The 18,679-nt window shown below is 53.0% G+C and carries 5 protein-coding genes; all 5 read left to right on the plus strand.

Features of this window, described 5'->3' with window-relative positions; all coding sequences use genetic code 11:
* Positions 1 to 6: 6 nt before the first annotated feature.
* Positions 7 to 1,707, plus strand: a complete 1,701-nt coding sequence (locus HMJ29_RS15220; protein ID WP_171592292.1) for a sodium:solute symporter family transporter — start codon at positions 7 to 9, stop codon at positions 1,705 to 1,707.
* 202 nt (positions 1,708 to 1,909) lie between these two features.
* Entirely contained in the window at positions 1,910 to 3,679 is a 1,770-nt protein-coding gene (locus HMJ29_RS15225) for a family 43 glycosylhydrolase (protein ID WP_171592293.1), read from the plus strand.
* Positions 3,680 to 3,891: 212 nt separating this feature from the next.
* Entirely contained in the window at positions 3,892 to 5,568 is a 1,677-nt protein-coding gene (locus HMJ29_RS15230; protein ID WP_171592294.1) for a family 43 glycosylhydrolase, read from the plus strand.
* Between the two features lie 31 nt (positions 5,569 to 5,599).
* Positions 5,600 to 7,453, plus strand: coding sequence for an NPCBM/NEW2 domain-containing protein (locus tag HMJ29_RS15235; protein WP_171592295.1), 1,854 nt, complete (start codon positions 5,600 to 5,602; stop codon positions 7,451 to 7,453).
* A gap of 1,593 nt (positions 7,454 to 9,046) precedes the next feature.
* Complete coding sequence (locus HMJ29_RS15240) at positions 9,047 to 18,652, plus strand: YDG domain-containing protein (RefSeq protein WP_171592296.1); 9,606 nt, start codon at positions 9,047 to 9,049, stop codon at positions 18,650 to 18,652.
* Positions 18,653 to 18,679: the final 27 nt, after the last annotated feature.

Consider the following 18,679-nt stretch of genomic DNA (forward strand, 5'->3'; position numbering starts at 1 on the left):
CACCTCATGCGTAATAACCTTACTACGCTTGACCTCTTGGTCTTTTTCGTTTACCTGATTGGGGTTTCGGCCTACGGGTTTTACATCTATAAGAGTAAGCAGAAGGCCGAGCAGAGTACCAAAGATTACTTTCTGGCCGAAGGCTCGCTCACGTGGTGGGCCATTGGGGCCAGCATGATTGCCTCCAACATCTCCGCCGAGCAGTTCATTGGCATGTCCGGCTCGGGCTTTAAGGTAGGGGTGGCGGTGGCCGCTTACGAGTGGGTAGCTGCCGTAGTGCTCATCATTGTGGCCGTGTTCTTTATGCCGGTGTATCTGAAGAACAAGATCTTCACGATGCCGCAGTTTCTGGAGCAGCGCTACAACTCCACGCTCAGCCTGATTATGAGTATTTTCTGGCTGTTTTTATACGTGCTGGTTAACCTAACCTCCATTTTGTACCTGGGTGCCCTGGCGTTAAGCAACCTGATTGGTGGCGACAGCTTCCACATCATCATTGTGCTGCTGGCCATCTTCTCGCTGCTCATCTCTATTGGGGGCATGAAGGTGGTAGGCTACACCGATGTGATTCAGGTGGTAGTGCTGGTAGTAGGTGGCCTGGTGACCACCTACATTGCCCTTACGCTGGTAAGTGAGCATTTTGGCTTGAGCGGAGGCGCCATCACCGGCTTCAATACCCTGATGGACAAAGCCCCCGACCACTTCCGGATGATTTTCGACAAGCCCACCCAGACCACCCCGCAGGTAGAAATAGATAAGTATCTGGCCTTGCCGGGCATTGCCATGTACTTCGCTGGCCAGTGGATTGTAAACCTGAACTACTGGGGCTGTAACCAATACATTACGCAGCGCGCCCTGGGCGCTGACCTGCACACGGCGCGCACCGGCATCCTGTTCGCAGGTATTCTGAAGCTGATGATGCCCGTGATTGTGATGCTACCCGGCATTGCGGCCTACGTGCTCTACAAAAACGGAGCTTTGCAGGCCGAAATGTCCTCTACGGGGGCTTTCAACTCCGACAATGCGTATTCGGCCATTCTCACCTTCCTGCCTAATGGCCTGAAGGGCCTAAGCATGGCGGCCCTCACGGCGGCCATTGTGGCCTCATTGGCGGGTAAGGTAAACTCTATCTCCACCATCTTCACCCTTGATATTTATAAGCGCTACCTGAACAAGGATGCCACCGAGAAGAAGCAAGTGTGGGTGGGGCGCCTGACCATTCTGGCTGCCGTGGTGCTCAGCGTGGCTATGACGTGGAAAGACCTGCTGGGTATCGGGGGCGAAGGCGGCTTCCAGTTTATTCAGAAATACACGGGCTTCATCTCGCCCGGTATTCTGGCCATCTTCCTGCTGGGCATGTTCTGGAAGCGCACTACGGCTACGGCCGGTATTGTGGGTATTCTGGCGGGCTTTGCGCTGTCGGTATTTTTCAACAACTACGCTCCCACGGTGCTGGGCACTGAAACCGTACTGTACACTGCCTTCCCCAACGGCCACGGAGCCTACGAAATCCCCTTCCTGATTTGCATGGGCCTGTCGTTCGCCATCACGATGGTGCTGATGGTAGGAGTGAGCCTGGCGGGGCCGGTAATCAACCCCCGCGCCATTCAGCTCAACCCCGGCATGTTCCGCGTGAGTGCCCAAACCATGTCGCTTATTGTCATCACCATGCTCATGCTGACGGCCTTGTACGTCAAATTCTGGTAGCACTGGCCTAGCGCCAGTTGGCTGCCTTTAGCCTGAGCCGAAAGCGTTTTGTGTTTCCGGCGCTGGCTAGATGCAACTAGCCACTCTTATACGGTACTGCCAGGCCAGTACCACACCGCTAAAACGGGGTCGTGATTTGTGTTCACGACCCCGTTTTAGTTTCTGACCGCTCTTCTTTCCTCAACCAAACCCCACCACAACCATGAACACTACTTGTACCACCTCATCGTTGGAGCCCCAAAAAGCTTCATGGCCAGCTGCCATAAAACTACACCGCTCTATTAAGCTGCTGGCTTTACTGCTGGGCTTATCTCTGGGACTCAATACCGGCGCGTATGCCCTCCAGGGAAACGATAACTGCCACGACCCATCTAGCATCATCAAGGATGGCAACAAATACTGGGTATTTACTACCGGCACCGACATCTACGCCATGTATTCTTATGACCTGGTGAAGTGGGAATCGGGCCCAAAAACCGTGTTCAACGGCATCCGCCCAGCCTGGATTGCGGCCAAGGCTCCCAACTTTAAGGGCGACTACTGGGCCCCTGAGTGCATCTATCGGAACGGAAAGTATTACCTATACTACTCTCTCACCGATGCCTTTGGCTCCAATGTTTCGGCCATAGGCCTAGCCACCAATGTTACCCTGGACCCTGCCAACCCCAGCTACCAGTGGGTAGACCAGGGCGAGGTAATTTCCAGCACTACCAGCAGCGCCTTCAACGCCATCGACCCCGCCATTGTAACGGATGCCAGCGGCGGACTCTGGATGACCTTCGGCTCGTTCTTCAAAGGTATTGGCCTGATTAAGCTCGATGGTGTTACGGGGAAGCGCTCCGGTACCAGCTTCAGCTGGATAGCCGGCAACGTGGCCGCCGATGGCGTAACACGCAACAACAGTGGGAGCGAAGCACCTTACCTTGTGCGCAACGGCAATTATTACTACCTGTTCATCAATAAGGGCGCCTGCTGTCAGGGCTCCAGCAGCACCTATTACATTCAGGTGGGGCGCTCCACTAGTATCACGGGGCCTTACCTCGACAAAAACGGTGTTGATCTGAATCGCAACGGCGGTACTACCCTCATTGCCACCAGCGGAAATTACGTGGGCCCCGGCCACGTAGGCCTGTTTCAGGAAGGCGGCGCCAACTACCTCACACATCATTACTACGATTCCAACCAAAATGGCCGTGCGCGCCTAAGCGTGAGCAACATGGGCTGGGATGCTGCCAGTTGGCCCTTTATCACCCGCGACTGGGTGGCTAGTGGCCGTTACACGCTCACCAACCAGAACAGTGGCTTGGTGTGGGATGCCTGGGGCTGCACGGGTACTTCGGGCCAAGCTATTGCCCAGGGCAGCCCCGCCGGCCTCAACTGCCAGCAGTGGAACCTAACGCCGGTTGGAAACGGCGAGTACAAGATCACGTCGGCGGTAGGAGCAGGTCTAGCTGCCGATGTGTATGGCAATAGCTCCAGTAATGGGGCCGTGCTGCAACTCTATCCCTATAGCGGCGGAGCAAACCAGCGGTTCAAAATTGAGCGGGCTAGTGGCGGCACGTATGTGTTGTCATCAGTGAATGGAAACCGCGTGGTGGAAGTGCCCGCCTGTTCAGCTACGGCTGGCGTACAGCTAGCCCTTTACGATTATCTGGGCAACAACTGTCAGAAATGGGGTATTGCGCCCGCCACAGCGGCTAAAGTTTTGGCCGCGCAGCCTGCCAAAGCCGCGCAGTTCAGCCTCTACCCAAACCCCAGCACCCGCGGCCACTTTACCATTATGCTTGGTCCTGAAATGTTAGGAACAGTGGTACAGGTAGAGCTAACTGATGCGAAAGGCCAGCGTGTGTATTCACTCACGAGCTCTGGCAAAGAGGCCCTGCCCATAGCAGCCGGTGTCCCGGCTGGCCTTTACCTGCTGCAGGTCAGTGGAGCGGGCCGCACTTATACGCAGAAGGTAGTAGTGCAATAAGACAGTATAATCCTAACGGTAGGCCATACTCCGCCTAATAGCCATTTGTAGCTAAGTGCTTGAGCGGCATTGTTATTTCAAAAAGAAAGCCAGAGCCAAGCTTCGTTAGGCTCTGGCTTTCTTTTTTGCATAGCTATACACAATCGTTTGTGTATATTACTGTAGCTTTAGCTGCTATACCGCTCGTCCGCCTGCTTTTTTCCCCTTTTCGCATGCTATCACAGTTACGTAACAAGGTCAAACTGCTCCTTATTCTAGGGTTTCTGCTGCTAATAGGCCATTCCTCCTTGGCCTTGCAGGGTATGACTGGTATTCACGACCCCTCTACCATTATTAAGCGCAACGGGGTGTACCATACCTGGGGCACCGGTGACCAGATCTACCATCTTACCTCCACGGATATGGTACACTGGCAAACGGCTCCTACGGTGTTTGCCGCCGGCACCTGGCCAGGCTGGATTAACAACTATGTGTCTGATTTTAAGGGTTTCTTTTGGGCGCCTGAGTGTATTTATCGGAACGGCAAGTACTACATGTACTATTCCTGCTCAACGGGGCAGCGACCCTGCGCTATAGGCCTAGCAACCAGCACAGACCTCACCACCTGGACGGACCAAGGCATGGTAGTGTACTCCGACAACAGCACCGTGTATGGCAGCATTGACCCCGCCGTGTTTGATGATGCCAATGGTCGGTTTTGGATGGTATTTGGCTCGCACCTAACCGGTATCTGGAGCATCGAGCTGGACCCCGCTACTGGCAAGCGGCTTAACAATGTGGCGAAGAATCTAGCGGGTAGTGGGCAGTCAGAGCATGAAGCGGCCTATATGATGCAGCATGGCGGCTACTATTACTTGTTTTACAATCGGGGTACTTGCTGCGCGGGCATCAACAGCACCTATTACGTGCAAATGGGGCGCTCTACAAGTCCTGACGGCCCCTTTGTTGACAAAAACGGCGTTGATCTGCTGGCAGGCGGCGGCACCGATTTCCTGGCCCGAGATGATAATAACAACGCCCGGTTTGATAGCCATTACGGCCCAGGCCATGTGGGTCTATTGTCCGAAAATGGCGTCAATTTTCTTTCGTTTCACTACTATGATGGTTTCCACAACGGAACTCCTGCGCTGGGAATCAGTAACCTTAGTTGGGATTCCAACGGCTGGCCTGCTGTCACCCATGACTGGCTGCCGAGTGCTACCTATACTATTACTAGCCCCACTAGCGGTAAGGTGTGGGCCTACGCTGGGTGTAATATTGATGTAACAGCTAGGCAACCCTTACTACAAACCACGGCTGTTCCCGGTCAGGACTGCCAGCAGTGGAGACTTCGTTCTACAGGCAACGGCGTTTATATCATTGGCTCCTCATCACAGGGCATTAATGTCGATGTGATTGACTGCAATGAAGCAGCTGGTACAGCCTTGAGCATACGGGCTGCTTCCCCTTTCACCTGCCAGCGATTTTGGGTAGAACGTGCGGCTGATGGTTCGTACGTGCTATCATATATCTACGGCAACCGGGTAATTGGAGTACCCAATGCTTCTACTACCGACGGAACAGTGCTACAGTTGTTGGACTATACCGGCGAAGCAAACCAGCGCTGGACTATTACTCCCGTGAGCACAGTTACGGCTGCCCGCTCAGCTCATGAGGCTCAGATTCAGCTTTTCCCTAACCCTACGCGGGATGGGAATTTCTCGGTGCAACTACCCGCCGGCACTGCTGCTACCATCATGGTCACGGACATGGGCGGTCGGGTTGTATATCACCGCGAGCTATCCGGCCGTGGCAGCGCAGAAATTATAACAGGCCTAGGAGCAGGAGCTTATGTGGTGCAGGTAAAAACGGCAGCTGGTATCACCACCCGCAAGCTTCTCATGCTCTAACTATAGCCTGTTTCCTGCTACGTCTTTCGCTGTGAAAAAACGACATACCACCTTACTAAGCGGATTGCTGAGTTTAACTGCAGCCCTGGCTTTCGCTCAAAAAGCACCCATTAATTCTGACTTCCACCAGTGGGCCATTACGCCGCCCATGGGCTGGAATAGCTGGGACTGCTACGGCCCCACCGTCACGGAAGCCGAGGTAAAAGCCAACGCCGACTACATGGCTGCCAACCTTAAAAGTAATGGCTGGGAGTACGTGGTGGTGGATATCCGGTGGTATGTAGGCAACGACACCGCCCATGGCTACAACGAGAAGAACCCCGAGTGGAATATTGACGAGTATGGACGTTTTGTGCCGGCCCCAAACCGCTTTCCGTCGGCGGCAGGAGGAAAGGGCTTTAAGCCCCTCGCCGATTATATGCACGCCAAGGGCCTGAAGTTTGGCATTCATATTATGCGCGGCGTGCCGGTAATAGCTGTGCAGCGCAAGCTCCCCATCTTTGGGAGCAAAGCCTCCGCCGCCGATATCTACTCCAAGGAAGGCCAGGCCGGCTGGCTCCACGATATGTACACCGTGGTAGCAGGTAGGGCAGGGGCACAGGAGTACTACAACTCGCTGTTCAAGCTCTATGCCTCGTGGGGCGTTGATTTTGTGAAGGTCGATGATCTGTCGTCGCCTTACCACAAGCCGGAGGTGGAAATGATTCGGAAGGCTATTGACCTGTCGGGGCGCAAGATTGTGCTCAGCACCTCACCCGGCGAAACACCCATTGCAGAAGCCAAGCACGTGCAGGCCAACGCCAACATGTGGCGCACCGTGGGTGATTTCTGGGACAGCTGGGAGCAACTCAAGGAGCACTTTGATGTCTGCAACCGCTGGGCGCCCTTTATCCGGCCGGGTGCTTTCCCCGATGCCGATATGCTGCCGCTCGGTCACCTGGGCATCCGGGCTGAGCGGGGCGACGACCGCATGACCCGCTTCTCCCACGACGAACAGTTTACGCTGATGAGCCTCTGGAGCATCTTCCGCTCTCCGCTGATGTTTGGCGGCGATTTGCCCAGCAACGATGCCTTCACCTTGTCGTTGCTCACCAACAAGGCCGTGCTGGCTATGCACCACAACAGCACCAACAACCGCCAGCTTTTCCGCCGCGACAACCTGATTGCCTGGACCGCTGACGACCCCAAAACCGGCGACAAGTTTCTGGGTCTGTTCAACGCTCAGGACCAGGAGCTGGCCCCTGCCAATGAGGCCGCCTGGGCCAGCAACATCATCACGCGCCAAACGCCCGGCCAGATCCAGTCCGTAGACGTAGACATTACGGGCGCTACCAAGCTCTATCTCAACGTGCGTGATGGGGGCGACGACATTGCCTGGGACCACGCCGACTGGCTCAACCCCGTGCTCAGCAACGGGAGCCAAACGGTGCCGCTCAGCGCGCTGCCCTGGAAAAGCGCTTCGGCCGGTTGGGGTAAAGTCACGGCTAATAAAAGTGTATCGGGGGCCGATTTGCTGGTAGCCGGGAAGACGTATGAGCAGGGCATCGGAACACACTCCAACTCCCTGATTGAGTACGACCTGCCCGCCGGCTTCACCCGCTTCCGGGCCACGGCCGGCCTCGACAACGCGGGCGCCGCCCAGAATACCGGCGGCACGCTTCAGTTCCTGGTCTACACCAAAAACCCGTTGCGGCCCATGCCCGCCGATTCCGCCAAAATTTTCGTGACGCTGGCGCAGCTAGGCCTATCTGGGCCCTGCACCGTGCATGATCTGTGGACCGGCAAGCAGCTAGGCCAGGTAACAGGGAATTTTGCTCCCTATGTGCGTAGGCATGGCGCCAAGCTGTATCGAATATCAACGCGTGGAACGGCAACCGCTAAATAAGCTCAGGCCTGATTGTCTCGTTCTTTCGCCTTACCAGCTTCCTGTGAAGCGTTTTCTGCTGCCGGGCTGTTTACCAGCCCTGGCCTGGCGCAAGCGGTCAAGGATCTGACTACCCTATCCAAGCCGTGTCGTTTACCAAGGTGAAGCTGCCCGACAACTTCTGGGTGCTCCGCCTGAAAACCAACACCGATGTAACCATCCCCGCCTAGTTTCAGCGGTGCGAAGCCACGAGCAGGGGAAAGAACTTCGAGAGAGCCACCAGATCGGGTGAGTTTACTGGGTAGTAGCTAACCCCAAAGTGCAGAATGACCCAGGTTAAGTAGCTCTGCAGCGCGGCCCTATGGTGTAGTGTGCTGAGTGGAAGGGCAACAACGGTAAAGCCAGCTACCTGATTCTGTTGGCTGCTACCAGCTTCACTGCTGCCTGCCAACCTGAGATACTTAAGGCCATTGTGCAGCTAGGGCCATAGTACCCGCCGTGTGAATAGAGGCTACTAACAACCCCATCAGCACTACTCGCCAAGCCATGACGGGCTTTCTTATTACGCTTGCACCAACCGCGGCAGTGGTGAAAAGATGATGTGGTTACCTCAACAGCTTACTGGCGTTGAAGTAATGCTCCATAAAGCTCCTGAGTTGATAGCTAAAAAATAGGACTGAAGTAAGGAAGGCTGAAGGAGTTAATTTTTATTCCAAAAAAATTCGGCGAAAAGCCTCAAAAACTGGCTGAGAACATTCTTTTAGTGGCTAAATGATAGAATTGTTCAGTTTTACCTGAGTTAGCTTTTCAACGGTGCAAATTTAACTTGTGGGAGAAAATATAAGGTCGTGAGTATACAACGGCGTCACTCGTCCTCGCTCATTATAGCCTTTGTTAACAACGCTTATACCCACTTATCTTAATATAATCAGAGCGCAGTTACTTAATAAAGGGTAAATCCTTACTCAAGGGTTTCATATAGGAGTTTTGCTTTGTTTAATATCGTTTACCACTGACAGTTCCTACTGAACTATTCGCCATTCAAGGTGAGTATATCCTTGTAAATCTGAAAAATTGGCCAATAGGGCAATTTGACCAGCTTTTATGTATTTCTAGCTAAATATAGTAAGTCAGAATATACAGTAGCCTATAATAGGATTATTCATTGTCTTACGAAGCTATGTACATCCACCGGTTGAAGTTAGTGCATTGAAAGCACTGCTTATCTGCTGTAACATAGTTGGCTTGGTGAACAGCTGAAATACGAGGGTAAGCAGAACAGTAGGTTGCTGAAATAACGAATAGGACTTTTATAGCTGGAAATGACGGTCAACAGCGTGCAAATAGGGTTTAAAGCCGTTGTTGATAACGTTATAGTCATATTCATGTTGCGTCAGTCATATTCCATAATAAAGCGAATTAAAACTTGATATAAAACAATAAAAAATATTTTTATGATAATTTTTATTAAAAAATGACAATAACTTAGATGAATAATGGCATCCTGCTAGTGGTTGTTATTCCTCATTGAGGTTATAAAGCTAGGGTTAGTGCCAGCCAATTCTTGAACTTTTTACAGTAGTAGAGCTTCGTAACCCTTCACTTAGCACACCTATGCGTACACCCCTACCCACCCCAAAAATCGGGAGACAACTCAAGGCCTATTGGTGCTTGCTGTTCCTGCTGCTGAGCTTCTTTGTATCAGTAGGCGCTATGGCACAAACAGTCACTTCAGATAAGGATGACTACGCGCCCGGTGAAATAGCTCACATTACTGGCACCGGCTGGACTCAGGATCAAATGGTGCACGTCGAGTTCAAAGAGGAACCTGACTATCCTGATTACCACAGTTATGACATTGGGGTAAACTCTGATGGGACGTGGCAGATTGATTATGCCATTGAGGAACGTCACTTAGGGGTGAAGTTCATAGTTACGGCTGTTGGACGCCAGAGTGGAGCAAAAGCAACATGGGTGTTTACGGATGGTTTTAAGACAAATCTAGCCGTAGAGTCGAGTGCAGGAGTTTATAATGGGTCTATAACGCTAAAAGCGACTCTTACCCAGTCAAGTGGACAGGGTAATGGCTCATTGGTGGCGAGTAAGCCCATTAGCTTTTCGTTGAATAATACTTTTGTTGGGTCTACAAACACGACTTCTGCAGGAGTAGCTATGATCACGGTTAATCTTCCAAGCACTATTCCTTCTGCTACTTATAGTAATGGTATTACTGCCAGCTTCGTGGGCGATAATATTTACGATTCTTCTTCCGGCGCGAATCAGCTTACTGTTAACAAAGCGACGGTAACTGTTTCGAACATTACTGCTAATAACAGAGAGTACAATGCTACTTCAACAGCAACTCTAAATACAAGCAACGCCACTTTATCCGGAGTGGTCAGTGGCGAAACCGTCACGCTGAATACGTCCGGCGCTACAGCATCATTTGCAACTAAGGTAGTAGGTACGAACAAGCCTGTAACCGTGTCAGGCTTAGGCTTGAGCGGTACCACAGCCAGCAACTATACCCTGACTCAGCCTACTGGCCTAACCGCTACCATCACAGCAAAGGGAATTACTATTACTGGCGTAACTGCCAGTAATAAAGTGTACGACGGAAATTCAACAGCCACTCTGAACACAGGTAGCGCTGCTTTATCCGGCGTTTTTTCTGGCGATGCGGTAAACTTCAGCAGTGCAGGTGCTCAGGGAGCATTTAATGATGGTAACATAGGAACGGGCAAAGCCGTGACTGTATCAGGATTTGCGATCAGCAATACGGACGCAGGAAACTACAGCCTTTCTCAACCAACAGGCCTCTCTGCTAACATCACGGCCAAGTCCCTGACTCCTGTCGTCACGGTCAGCAACAAAGTATACGACGCTGGCACAACGGCTACCATTCTGACGCGCTCAGTAACAGGTAAAGTTGGTAGCGAAGATGTAACCCTAACTGGCGGTACGGCTGCGTTTGCTGACAAAGTGGTAGCAAATGGCAAAACCGTAACAGTTACAGGCCTAGGCCTGACAGGTGCGGCAGCAGGAAATTACAGCCTGGCTTCGGCCACTACAACTGCCACGGCGAATATTACGACGGCCACGCTAACCCCTTCCTTCACTACAACGGCTACCCGGGAGTATGATGCTACCACGGCTGCAGCTATTGTTGAAAGAAACTTAGCCGGTGTTTTGAGCACTGATGCCGTAAACATAACGGGAGGAACAGCCAGCTTTGCTGATAAGAACGTCGGCACCGGTAAGACAGTAACGGCAAGTGGCTTTTCTTTAACTGGAGCGGATGCGACGAACTATGTTTTGTCGGCAACCTCACCTACCACTACAGCGGGTATTACGGCTAAACCGTTAACAGTAGCCGGACTAGCTGCCAGCTCTAAAGCCTATGATGGTACTGCTGCGGCGGCCCTGACGGGTACGCCTTCTTTGGTTGGTGTTCCTGCCGCAGAAGTAGCAGGAGCCGTTGCTCTGAACGGTACAGCCGCTGGTGCATTCGCCTCTGCCTCTATCGGAACTACTAAAGCGGTAACGGTTTCGGGGCTAACCCTCGGTGGCACTGCGCCCGGCAACTACAGCCTCTCGCTGCCAACAAACCTTACAGCCGACATCAACCCCAAACTGCTCACGGCTTCTTTCACTGCCAAAAGCAAAACATACGACGGTAACACCGCCGCTGAAATCCTTACCCGCTCAGTAAGCGGGAAGGTTGGCAACGAAGACGTAAGCTTGGCAGGTGGTACTGCCACGTTTGCGGATAAAACTGCTGCTGACAACAAAACAGTAACCGGAGCGGGCTTTACCTTGAGTGGGGCACAAGCAAGCAACTATGCACTGCAGGCTACACCATTGGCTACTACCACTGCTGACATCAAAGCCTTGTCGCTTACGGCACATATTGTGGCTAGCAACAAAGTATACGACGGCAATACGGAGGCTTCCCTCACGGGGCGCTCGGTAAGTGGCCAGCTACAGGGTGATGATGTTAGCCTGAGCAACTTGGGCACCGCTACTTTTGCTAGCAAGGCCGCAGGCCAGAGCAAAACCGTTACGGCCACGGGCCTGACCCTGTCAGGTAACGATGCGGGTAACTACTCCCTGGATGGCTCCGCTACCACTGCGGCGGATATCACCCCCAAACCGCTGGTTGCTACCGTTACTGCCCTGAACAAGGAATATAATGGTACGACTACGGCGTTGATTAACGGGCTCAGCTTGTCAGGCATCGTTGAGTCGGATGCGGTAAGCTTTACCATTAACGCGCTGAACTTCTCGGACAAAAATGTAGGCAGCGGCAAGACAGTTACGGCCAGTGGCCTAGAGCTTGCGGGTACAGACAAAGGCAACTACAGCCTCACCTCTACGAGTGCTTCTACTACCGCCGACATCACAGCGAAGGCACTTACTATCGCCATCACGGCTGATAACAAGACATATGATGGTTCTACCTCAGCCACGACGCACGCTTCCATTGAAAGTGGCCTAGTAGACAACGACGTTGTGACCGTAAGCGCGGGCGGTGGCTCGTTCGAAGACAAAAATGTAGGTACGAACAAGGTGGTAACGGCCAATGTTAGCAAAGCTGGCGCTGATGCCGGCAACTACACGGCTAATGCCACTGCCACAACTAAAGCCAACATTACGGCTGCGGAACTCACGGCTTCGTTCACTGCCCAAAGCAAAGTATATGATGGCACTGCGCAGGCAGTAATTCTGAACAAGGCCCTAAATGGGGTACTGGAAGGTGATAATGTGACGCTGGAAGGTGGCATAGCCAACTTCAATACCAAAGATGTGGGCACCAGCAAAATGGTTACGGTCAGCAGCTTTACGTTGGACGGAGCACAGGCCGGCAACTACAGCCTGTCAGCCACTAACCCCACCGCTACTGCCAACATTACGGCCGCTACGCTGACGTATACCGCTAACTCCGCTACCCGAATGTATGGCGAGGCAAATGGTTCGCTCAGTGGCACCGTAACTGGTTTCGTCAATAATGAAACTGCTGCCACTGCTACCACCGGAACAGCAAGCTTTACTTCTGTGGCCGATGCTGCTAGTCCGGTAGGCCGGTATGGGGTAACCGGAGCAGGCCTGGCTGCTAAGTATGGTAACTATACGTTTGCACAAGCTTCTGACAACAGCACTGCGCTGGAAGTATCGGCTCGCCCCATTACGATTACAGCAAACCTTGGGCAAACCAAAGTATACGGCGACAATGAGCCAGAGGCTTTCACTTATGCTGTAAGCGGCAGTGGCCTGGCCAGTGTTGATGCTTTCACCGGAGCCTTAAGCCGGGCCATAGGGAATACTGTAGGAGCCTACACAATTGGTCAGGGGAGCTTGTCTATCAGGAGCAAGTCAACCAGCGCTTCCACAATCGATAACTATTCGCTGACTTATGTGCCCAACGATTTTACCATCACTCCGAAAGCCGTTACGGTAACACCTGCGGCTGGGCAAGGCAAAACGTATGGTTCTGTTGAGCCCGTACTGGCCTATGAGCCCGTTACGTTGGTGGGTAACGATGCTTTCACAGGCAGCTTATCGAGAGTACAGGGAAACACTGTGGGCACGTATAACATCACGCAGGGTTCCTTGGGCTTGAGCAATAACTACACTTTGAACTTCACGCCCCAAGTGAAATTTACCATCACGGCTAAAGCCCTAACGGCCTCTATTGCTGCAAATGATAAAGTATATGATGGTGGCCTAGTAGCCACTGCTACCGGCAGCGTATTACCCGCAGAAGTGGTTAGCGGTGATGAAGTGAGGGTAGATGTAACCAACCCTGTGTTTGCCACCAAGCAGGTTGGAGCTGATAAAACGGTAACGGCTACTGTGGCCCTGAGCGGTGCATCAGCGCCTAACTACCGGTTGTCAGCAAATATCGCCACGGCTCAAGCCGACATAACGGCTAAACCACTTACCGCCTCAGTAACCATCAACAACAAGGTTTACGACGGTGGTACAGCGGCAATAATTGCCACTCGCACCCTAGATGGAGTAGTGCCCAGCGACGTGGTTTCACTGACTGGGGGTACGGCTACATTCACCGATAAGAATGTTCAGAATACCAAGACGGTTACCATCACAGGCCTAAGCCTGACGGGTGCCGATGAGAGCAACTACAGCGTCAGTGCTACAACCACGGCTACTGCCGACATCACGCCCCGCCCTCTGGAGGTAACCGCCACGGCGGGCCAGAGCAAAGTGTACGGCACCACTACCGATCCGGTACTGGCCTACACCATTACCAGCGGTACCAAAGTAAGCGGCGACAACTTCTCCGGACAACTGTTGCGTGCTGAAGGTGAACTGGTAAATACCTACGCCATCAGTCTTGGTAGCCTGACGCTGGGCAACAACTACAGCCTCAGCCTAGCTTCTGGCAGCTCCTTTGCCATCACACGCAAAGCCCTGACAGCATCCATTGTGGCCCAGAATAAGGTATATGATGCTACTGTGGATGCCACGGCCACCGGCAGCGTGTTAGCTGCTGATCTGGTTGGCAACGACATCGTAACGATAACAGTTACCGATGCCCAGTTCAACGACAAGCGCGTTGGGAATACCAAGCCGGTTATGGCTACGGTAGCGCTGGGTGGCGGGGCAACCGGTAACTACAGCCTGACTTCTAACACGGCCGCTACCACGGCCAATATTACGGCCGCTGAGCTGGTGCCTTCCTTCACGGCCGCTAGTAGAGTGTATAACGGTGACCTGGCAACGCGTATTACTGGCCGCTCCATTGATGGGGTATTGCTCACCGATCAGGTATTCCTTTCAGCAGGCACTGCCAGCTTCGTCGATAAGAATGTGGGTGAGGCAAAAACCGTAACTGGTACAGGTTTCAGCCTGACCGGCACGGACGCAGGCAACTACCGCTTACCTGCTACTAACCCAACTACCAAAGCTGATATCACGCCCAAGGCAATGACCATTGCCATCAGCGCCACTAATAAGCCTTATGATGGCAACCGCGATGCTGCTGTAACAGCTTCTATTGAAAGTGGCCTGGTATCCAACGATGCCGTAACGGTAAGCGCAGGCAATGGCTTGTTTGATACCAAGAATGTGGGTACTGGCAAAACGGTTACGGCTGCTGTAAGCAAAGCCGGTGCCGATGCTGGCAACTACACTGCCAACACCACGGCCACCACCACGGCGGCTATCAGCAGTAAAGCACTCTCCATTGCCATTGCGGCCCAAGACAAAGTGTATGATGGCAACCGGAACGCAGCCGTAACGGCTTCCATTGCAAGTGGCCTAGTAGACGATGATGTAGTAACGGTGAGTGCTACGGAAGCACTCTTTGCCGATAAGCACGTGGGTACCACCAAAACTGTAAACAGCAATGTGAGCAAAGCAGGGGCTGATGCGGACAACTACACGGCTAATACCACGGCTACCACAACTGCTGCAATTTCGGCCAAACCCCTGGTTATTTCCATTACCGCTACCGATAAGGTCTACAATGGAAATACAGCTGCTATAACTTCTGCACTCCTGGCTTCTACCAGCGGACTGGTGATGAATGATGTAGTAACGGTGAGCAGCAGAGGAGGCAACTTCAATGATAAGAATGTAGCTTCTGGCAAAACGGTAACGGCTGCTGTTAGTAAAGCCGGCGCCGATGCTGGCAACTATACCGCCAATAGTACGGCTACAGCTACGGCGGCCATCACTCCCAAAGCCATTACTCCGGTATTCACAGCACAAAGCAAAACCTACGATGGCAACACAAATGCCACCATTCTAACCCGCAGCCTTGCCGGGCAGCTACCGGATGACGACGTAACCCTGACCGGTGGTTCGGCTACGTTTGATACCAAGGACGTGGGTGCTAATAAAACAGTAACGGCTAATGGCTTGGCACTCAGTGGCGCTGACAGGGGGAACTATAGCGCCAGCGCTACCGCCACAACCACAGCAGCCATCACGGCTAAGCAGCTCACGGCTACAATTGTGGCCCAGAACAAAACCTACAACGGTAGCCCTGCGGCTACGGCTACTGGTTCGGTGCCTGATGCTGACCTCATTGATGGGGAAGCAGTAGGAGTTACAGTAAGCTACGCCGCATTCAACAACAAGAATGTTGGCGGTGGTAAAACGGTGACGGCAACTGTAGCCTTGAGTGGCACCGCTTCTTCCAATTATAGCCTCACTTCCACAAGTGCCTCCACTACTGCTGCTATCACGCCCAAGGCGTTGGAAATCGTCATCACGGCCGACAACAAAACCTATAATGGCAATGCAGATGCTACGGCTCATGCCACTATAGGTAGTGGCCTAGTGCAAGGTGATGCGGTACTGGTAGAAGCCACCCATGGGGCCTTTGATAACAAAAGCGTAGGCAACGGAAAACCTGTATGGGCTGATGTAAGCATAGCGGGCGGCGCCGATAAGGGGAATTACTCTGCTAATGCTACAGCTTCCACTTCGGCAAACATCACGCCTTTGGCAGTTGTGGGTCACTTCACCGCCGAAAACAAAATCTATAACGCATCAACCGCTGCCGCCGTCTTAACTCGTACGCTGACGGGCGTAATTGGTCAGGACGCGGTGGCCCTGGCAGGTGGTACGGCTACCTTCGCCGATAAAAACGTGGGTGTTGACAAAATAGTGACCCTGGCCGATGCTACTCTTGATGGCGCCGATAAAGGCAACTACAGCCTGAGCTCGGTGGCTACTGCAACGGCCACCATCGCTCGACTGGATATAACGGGCTCATTCGTTGCCAGCAACAAGGTGTATGATGGTAATACCGTTGCTACCGTTATCAGTCGGACTCCAAATGGGGTACTTGGTACCGATGCTGTAACGTTGATCAGCGGTACTGCCGCTTTCAACACTAAAGATGTAGCAAGCGGCAAAACAGTTGCGGCGAGCGGTATGACTCTGGGCGGTGCCCAGGCCGGCAACTATAACCTCACATCTGTGGGCAGCACAACGGCTGATATTACGCCGCGCCCTATTCAGGTAACAGCTACGGCAGGCCAAAGCAAGGTGTACGGCACCGTTGCTGATCCGCAACTGGCCTACACTATTGCCACCGGCTCTAAAGTGGCCGAGGACAGCTTCTCCGGGCAATTAGTGCGGGCTGACGGTGAACAGGTAAAGACGTATGCTATTTCCCTCGGCACCCTCAGCCTTGGCACCAACTACGATCTGAGCCTGGCGCCCGGAGCTACGTTTGCCATTACCGCCAAGCCGCTAGTACCTGCTGTTCTGGCCAACAATAAGGTTTACAACAACAACACAACGGCGGCTATTTCCAGCCGGACCCTTACGGGGATTGTTGGTCAGGATGATGTGACGCTAACGGGCGGTACTGCCGCCTTTGGCGACAAAAACGCAGGTACGGGTAAAACGGTAACCGCCACCGGCCTGGCATTGTCAGGAAACATGTCTGGTAACTACAGCCTGACAACGACCACCGCCACTACCACTGCCGATATCACGGCCCTGGGTATCACGGGCTCATTTACTGCCAATAGCAGAGTTTACAATGGTACGGTTGGCAGCACAATTGCCACTCGAAGCCTTAACAACGTGTTTGCGGGTGACGCGGTAACCCTGGCCGGTGGAACTGCCACCTATGCTGATGCGAATGTTGGAACCGGTAAGCCGGTGACCGGCACCGGCTTTAGCCTGGCAGGAGCTCAGGCCGGCAACTACAGCCTCATGTCGGTGGCATCTACCTCCGCAGATATTACGCCGCTGGGTATTACGCCTTCCTTCACAGCGGCCAGCAGGATGTATGATGGTACCACTACTGCTACCATCCTGACCCGCTCACTAACTGGTGTACTCACCGCTGACGTGCCTAATGTGACCCTGACAGGAGGAACTGCTACCTTCTCTGATGAAAATGTAGGAGTTGACAAAGTGGTAACAGCTACTGGCTTTACATTGGCCGGAACAGCCGCCAGCAACTATAGCCTGACGACTACCAGCGCCACTACGAAGGCTACCATCACGCAGCAGACTGCTAATCCAGTAGCGGATACGTACTACACAGGCTCTAGCTTCTTCTGGACAACTGGTTCAAGCAGCTCTACGGCCACATTGAACTTAGTGGCTACCATTCGGAACAACCCCAACTTCACCGGAGATATCCGGACAGCCAAAGCCTCGTTCTTTGTTCGGAACGGTACAACGCTGGTGCCCATCAATGGGGCGCAAAACCTGCCGGTGGGGCTGGTTAACCCCGGCGACCTAACGGTAGGAACCGCTGCAGCTAGTGTGCAATACAGTATCAGTAGCTCGGCCGCTATCCTGAATATTGCCGTAGTGGTAACCGGAAACTACAAGAGCATAGATAATTCAACGCTCGACAAAGAGGTAATGGTAGCAGCACCAACTCCTGGTGGCCTGATTGCGGGCGGTGGTAAGTTTGATGCCACTGGCACTGCTGGCTACATTAAAGGCTCCTCTAGTTTTGCCTTCTATGTGCAATACAACAAGAGCCTGAAAAACCCACAGGGTGGTGCCGAAATTACGGTGAACAGCTACTACGACCGGAATGGCAAAGAAACGCCCGGTGTGTTGCACACCTATAAGCTGAAGAGCAACGCTATTTCTACTCTGGCTACTACCAACCCCACTGCACAATTCAGCAGCAAAGCCAACATTGCAGAAATTGTAGGTGGAGTTGCGCAAAGCATCGAAGGCAATTGCACCATGCAGTTGGATCTATTTGATGGCATTGACAACCCAGCGGCAACGGAGAAGGTAGATCGACTAGCTATTACCGTGTACCGCAGCAGTGGTGGTGTCTGGTTCTCAAATAACTGGAACGGAACGCAAACTCTACGGCGCGACTTGGGAGCAGGAGACGTAGTAACGGTAACCGGCTCTGGTACTAATACCACGACTCTCGCTACTACTAGCAGCAGCAAGCCAATGGTCCTGAGCGGGCCTACTCCAACGGCAGTACCCGAGAGCGGCCTGCTGGAAGTCTATCCTAACCCCATGACTGAACAGGGCACTATCCACTTCCGTATGGTGCTGGGTGGTAAGGCGCAGGTGTATCTCTACAACAGCGCAGGTGGCCTGGTATCAACGCTCTTCAATGCTGAGGTAGAAGGTGGGCGTGCGTATGATGTGAAGGTAAATGGCAGTGAGTTACCGAATGGGGTCTATTTCTGCCGCATGATTATGAATGGCAAAGTAGAGAACAAGCGCATCACCATCGCGCACTAAACGCAGTTCTCTCTTACCTCTTCAACC

Origin of the sequence: Hymenobacter taeanensis (genome assembly GCF_013137895.1) — a bacterium.
Taxonomy (GTDB): domain Bacteria; phylum Bacteroidota; class Bacteroidia; order Cytophagales; family Hymenobacteraceae; genus Hymenobacter; species Hymenobacter taeanensis.

Bases quoted from the DNA above. Each gene is read 5' to 3' on its own strand.
- HMJ29_RS15220 (WP_171592292.1), top strand. From the start codon at position 7: ATGCGTAATAACCTTACTACGCTTGACCTCTTGGTCTTTTTCGTTTAC.
- HMJ29_RS15225 (WP_171592293.1), top strand. From the start codon at position 1,910: ATGAACACTACTTGTACCACCTCATCGTTGGAGCCCCAAAAAGCTTCA.
- HMJ29_RS15230 (WP_171592294.1), top strand. From the start codon at position 3,892: ATGCTATCACAGTTACGTAACAAGGTCAAACTGCTCCTTATTCTAGGG.
- HMJ29_RS15240 (WP_171592296.1), top strand. From the start codon at position 9,047: ATGCGTACACCCCTACCCACCCCAAAAATCGGGAGACAACTCAAGGCC.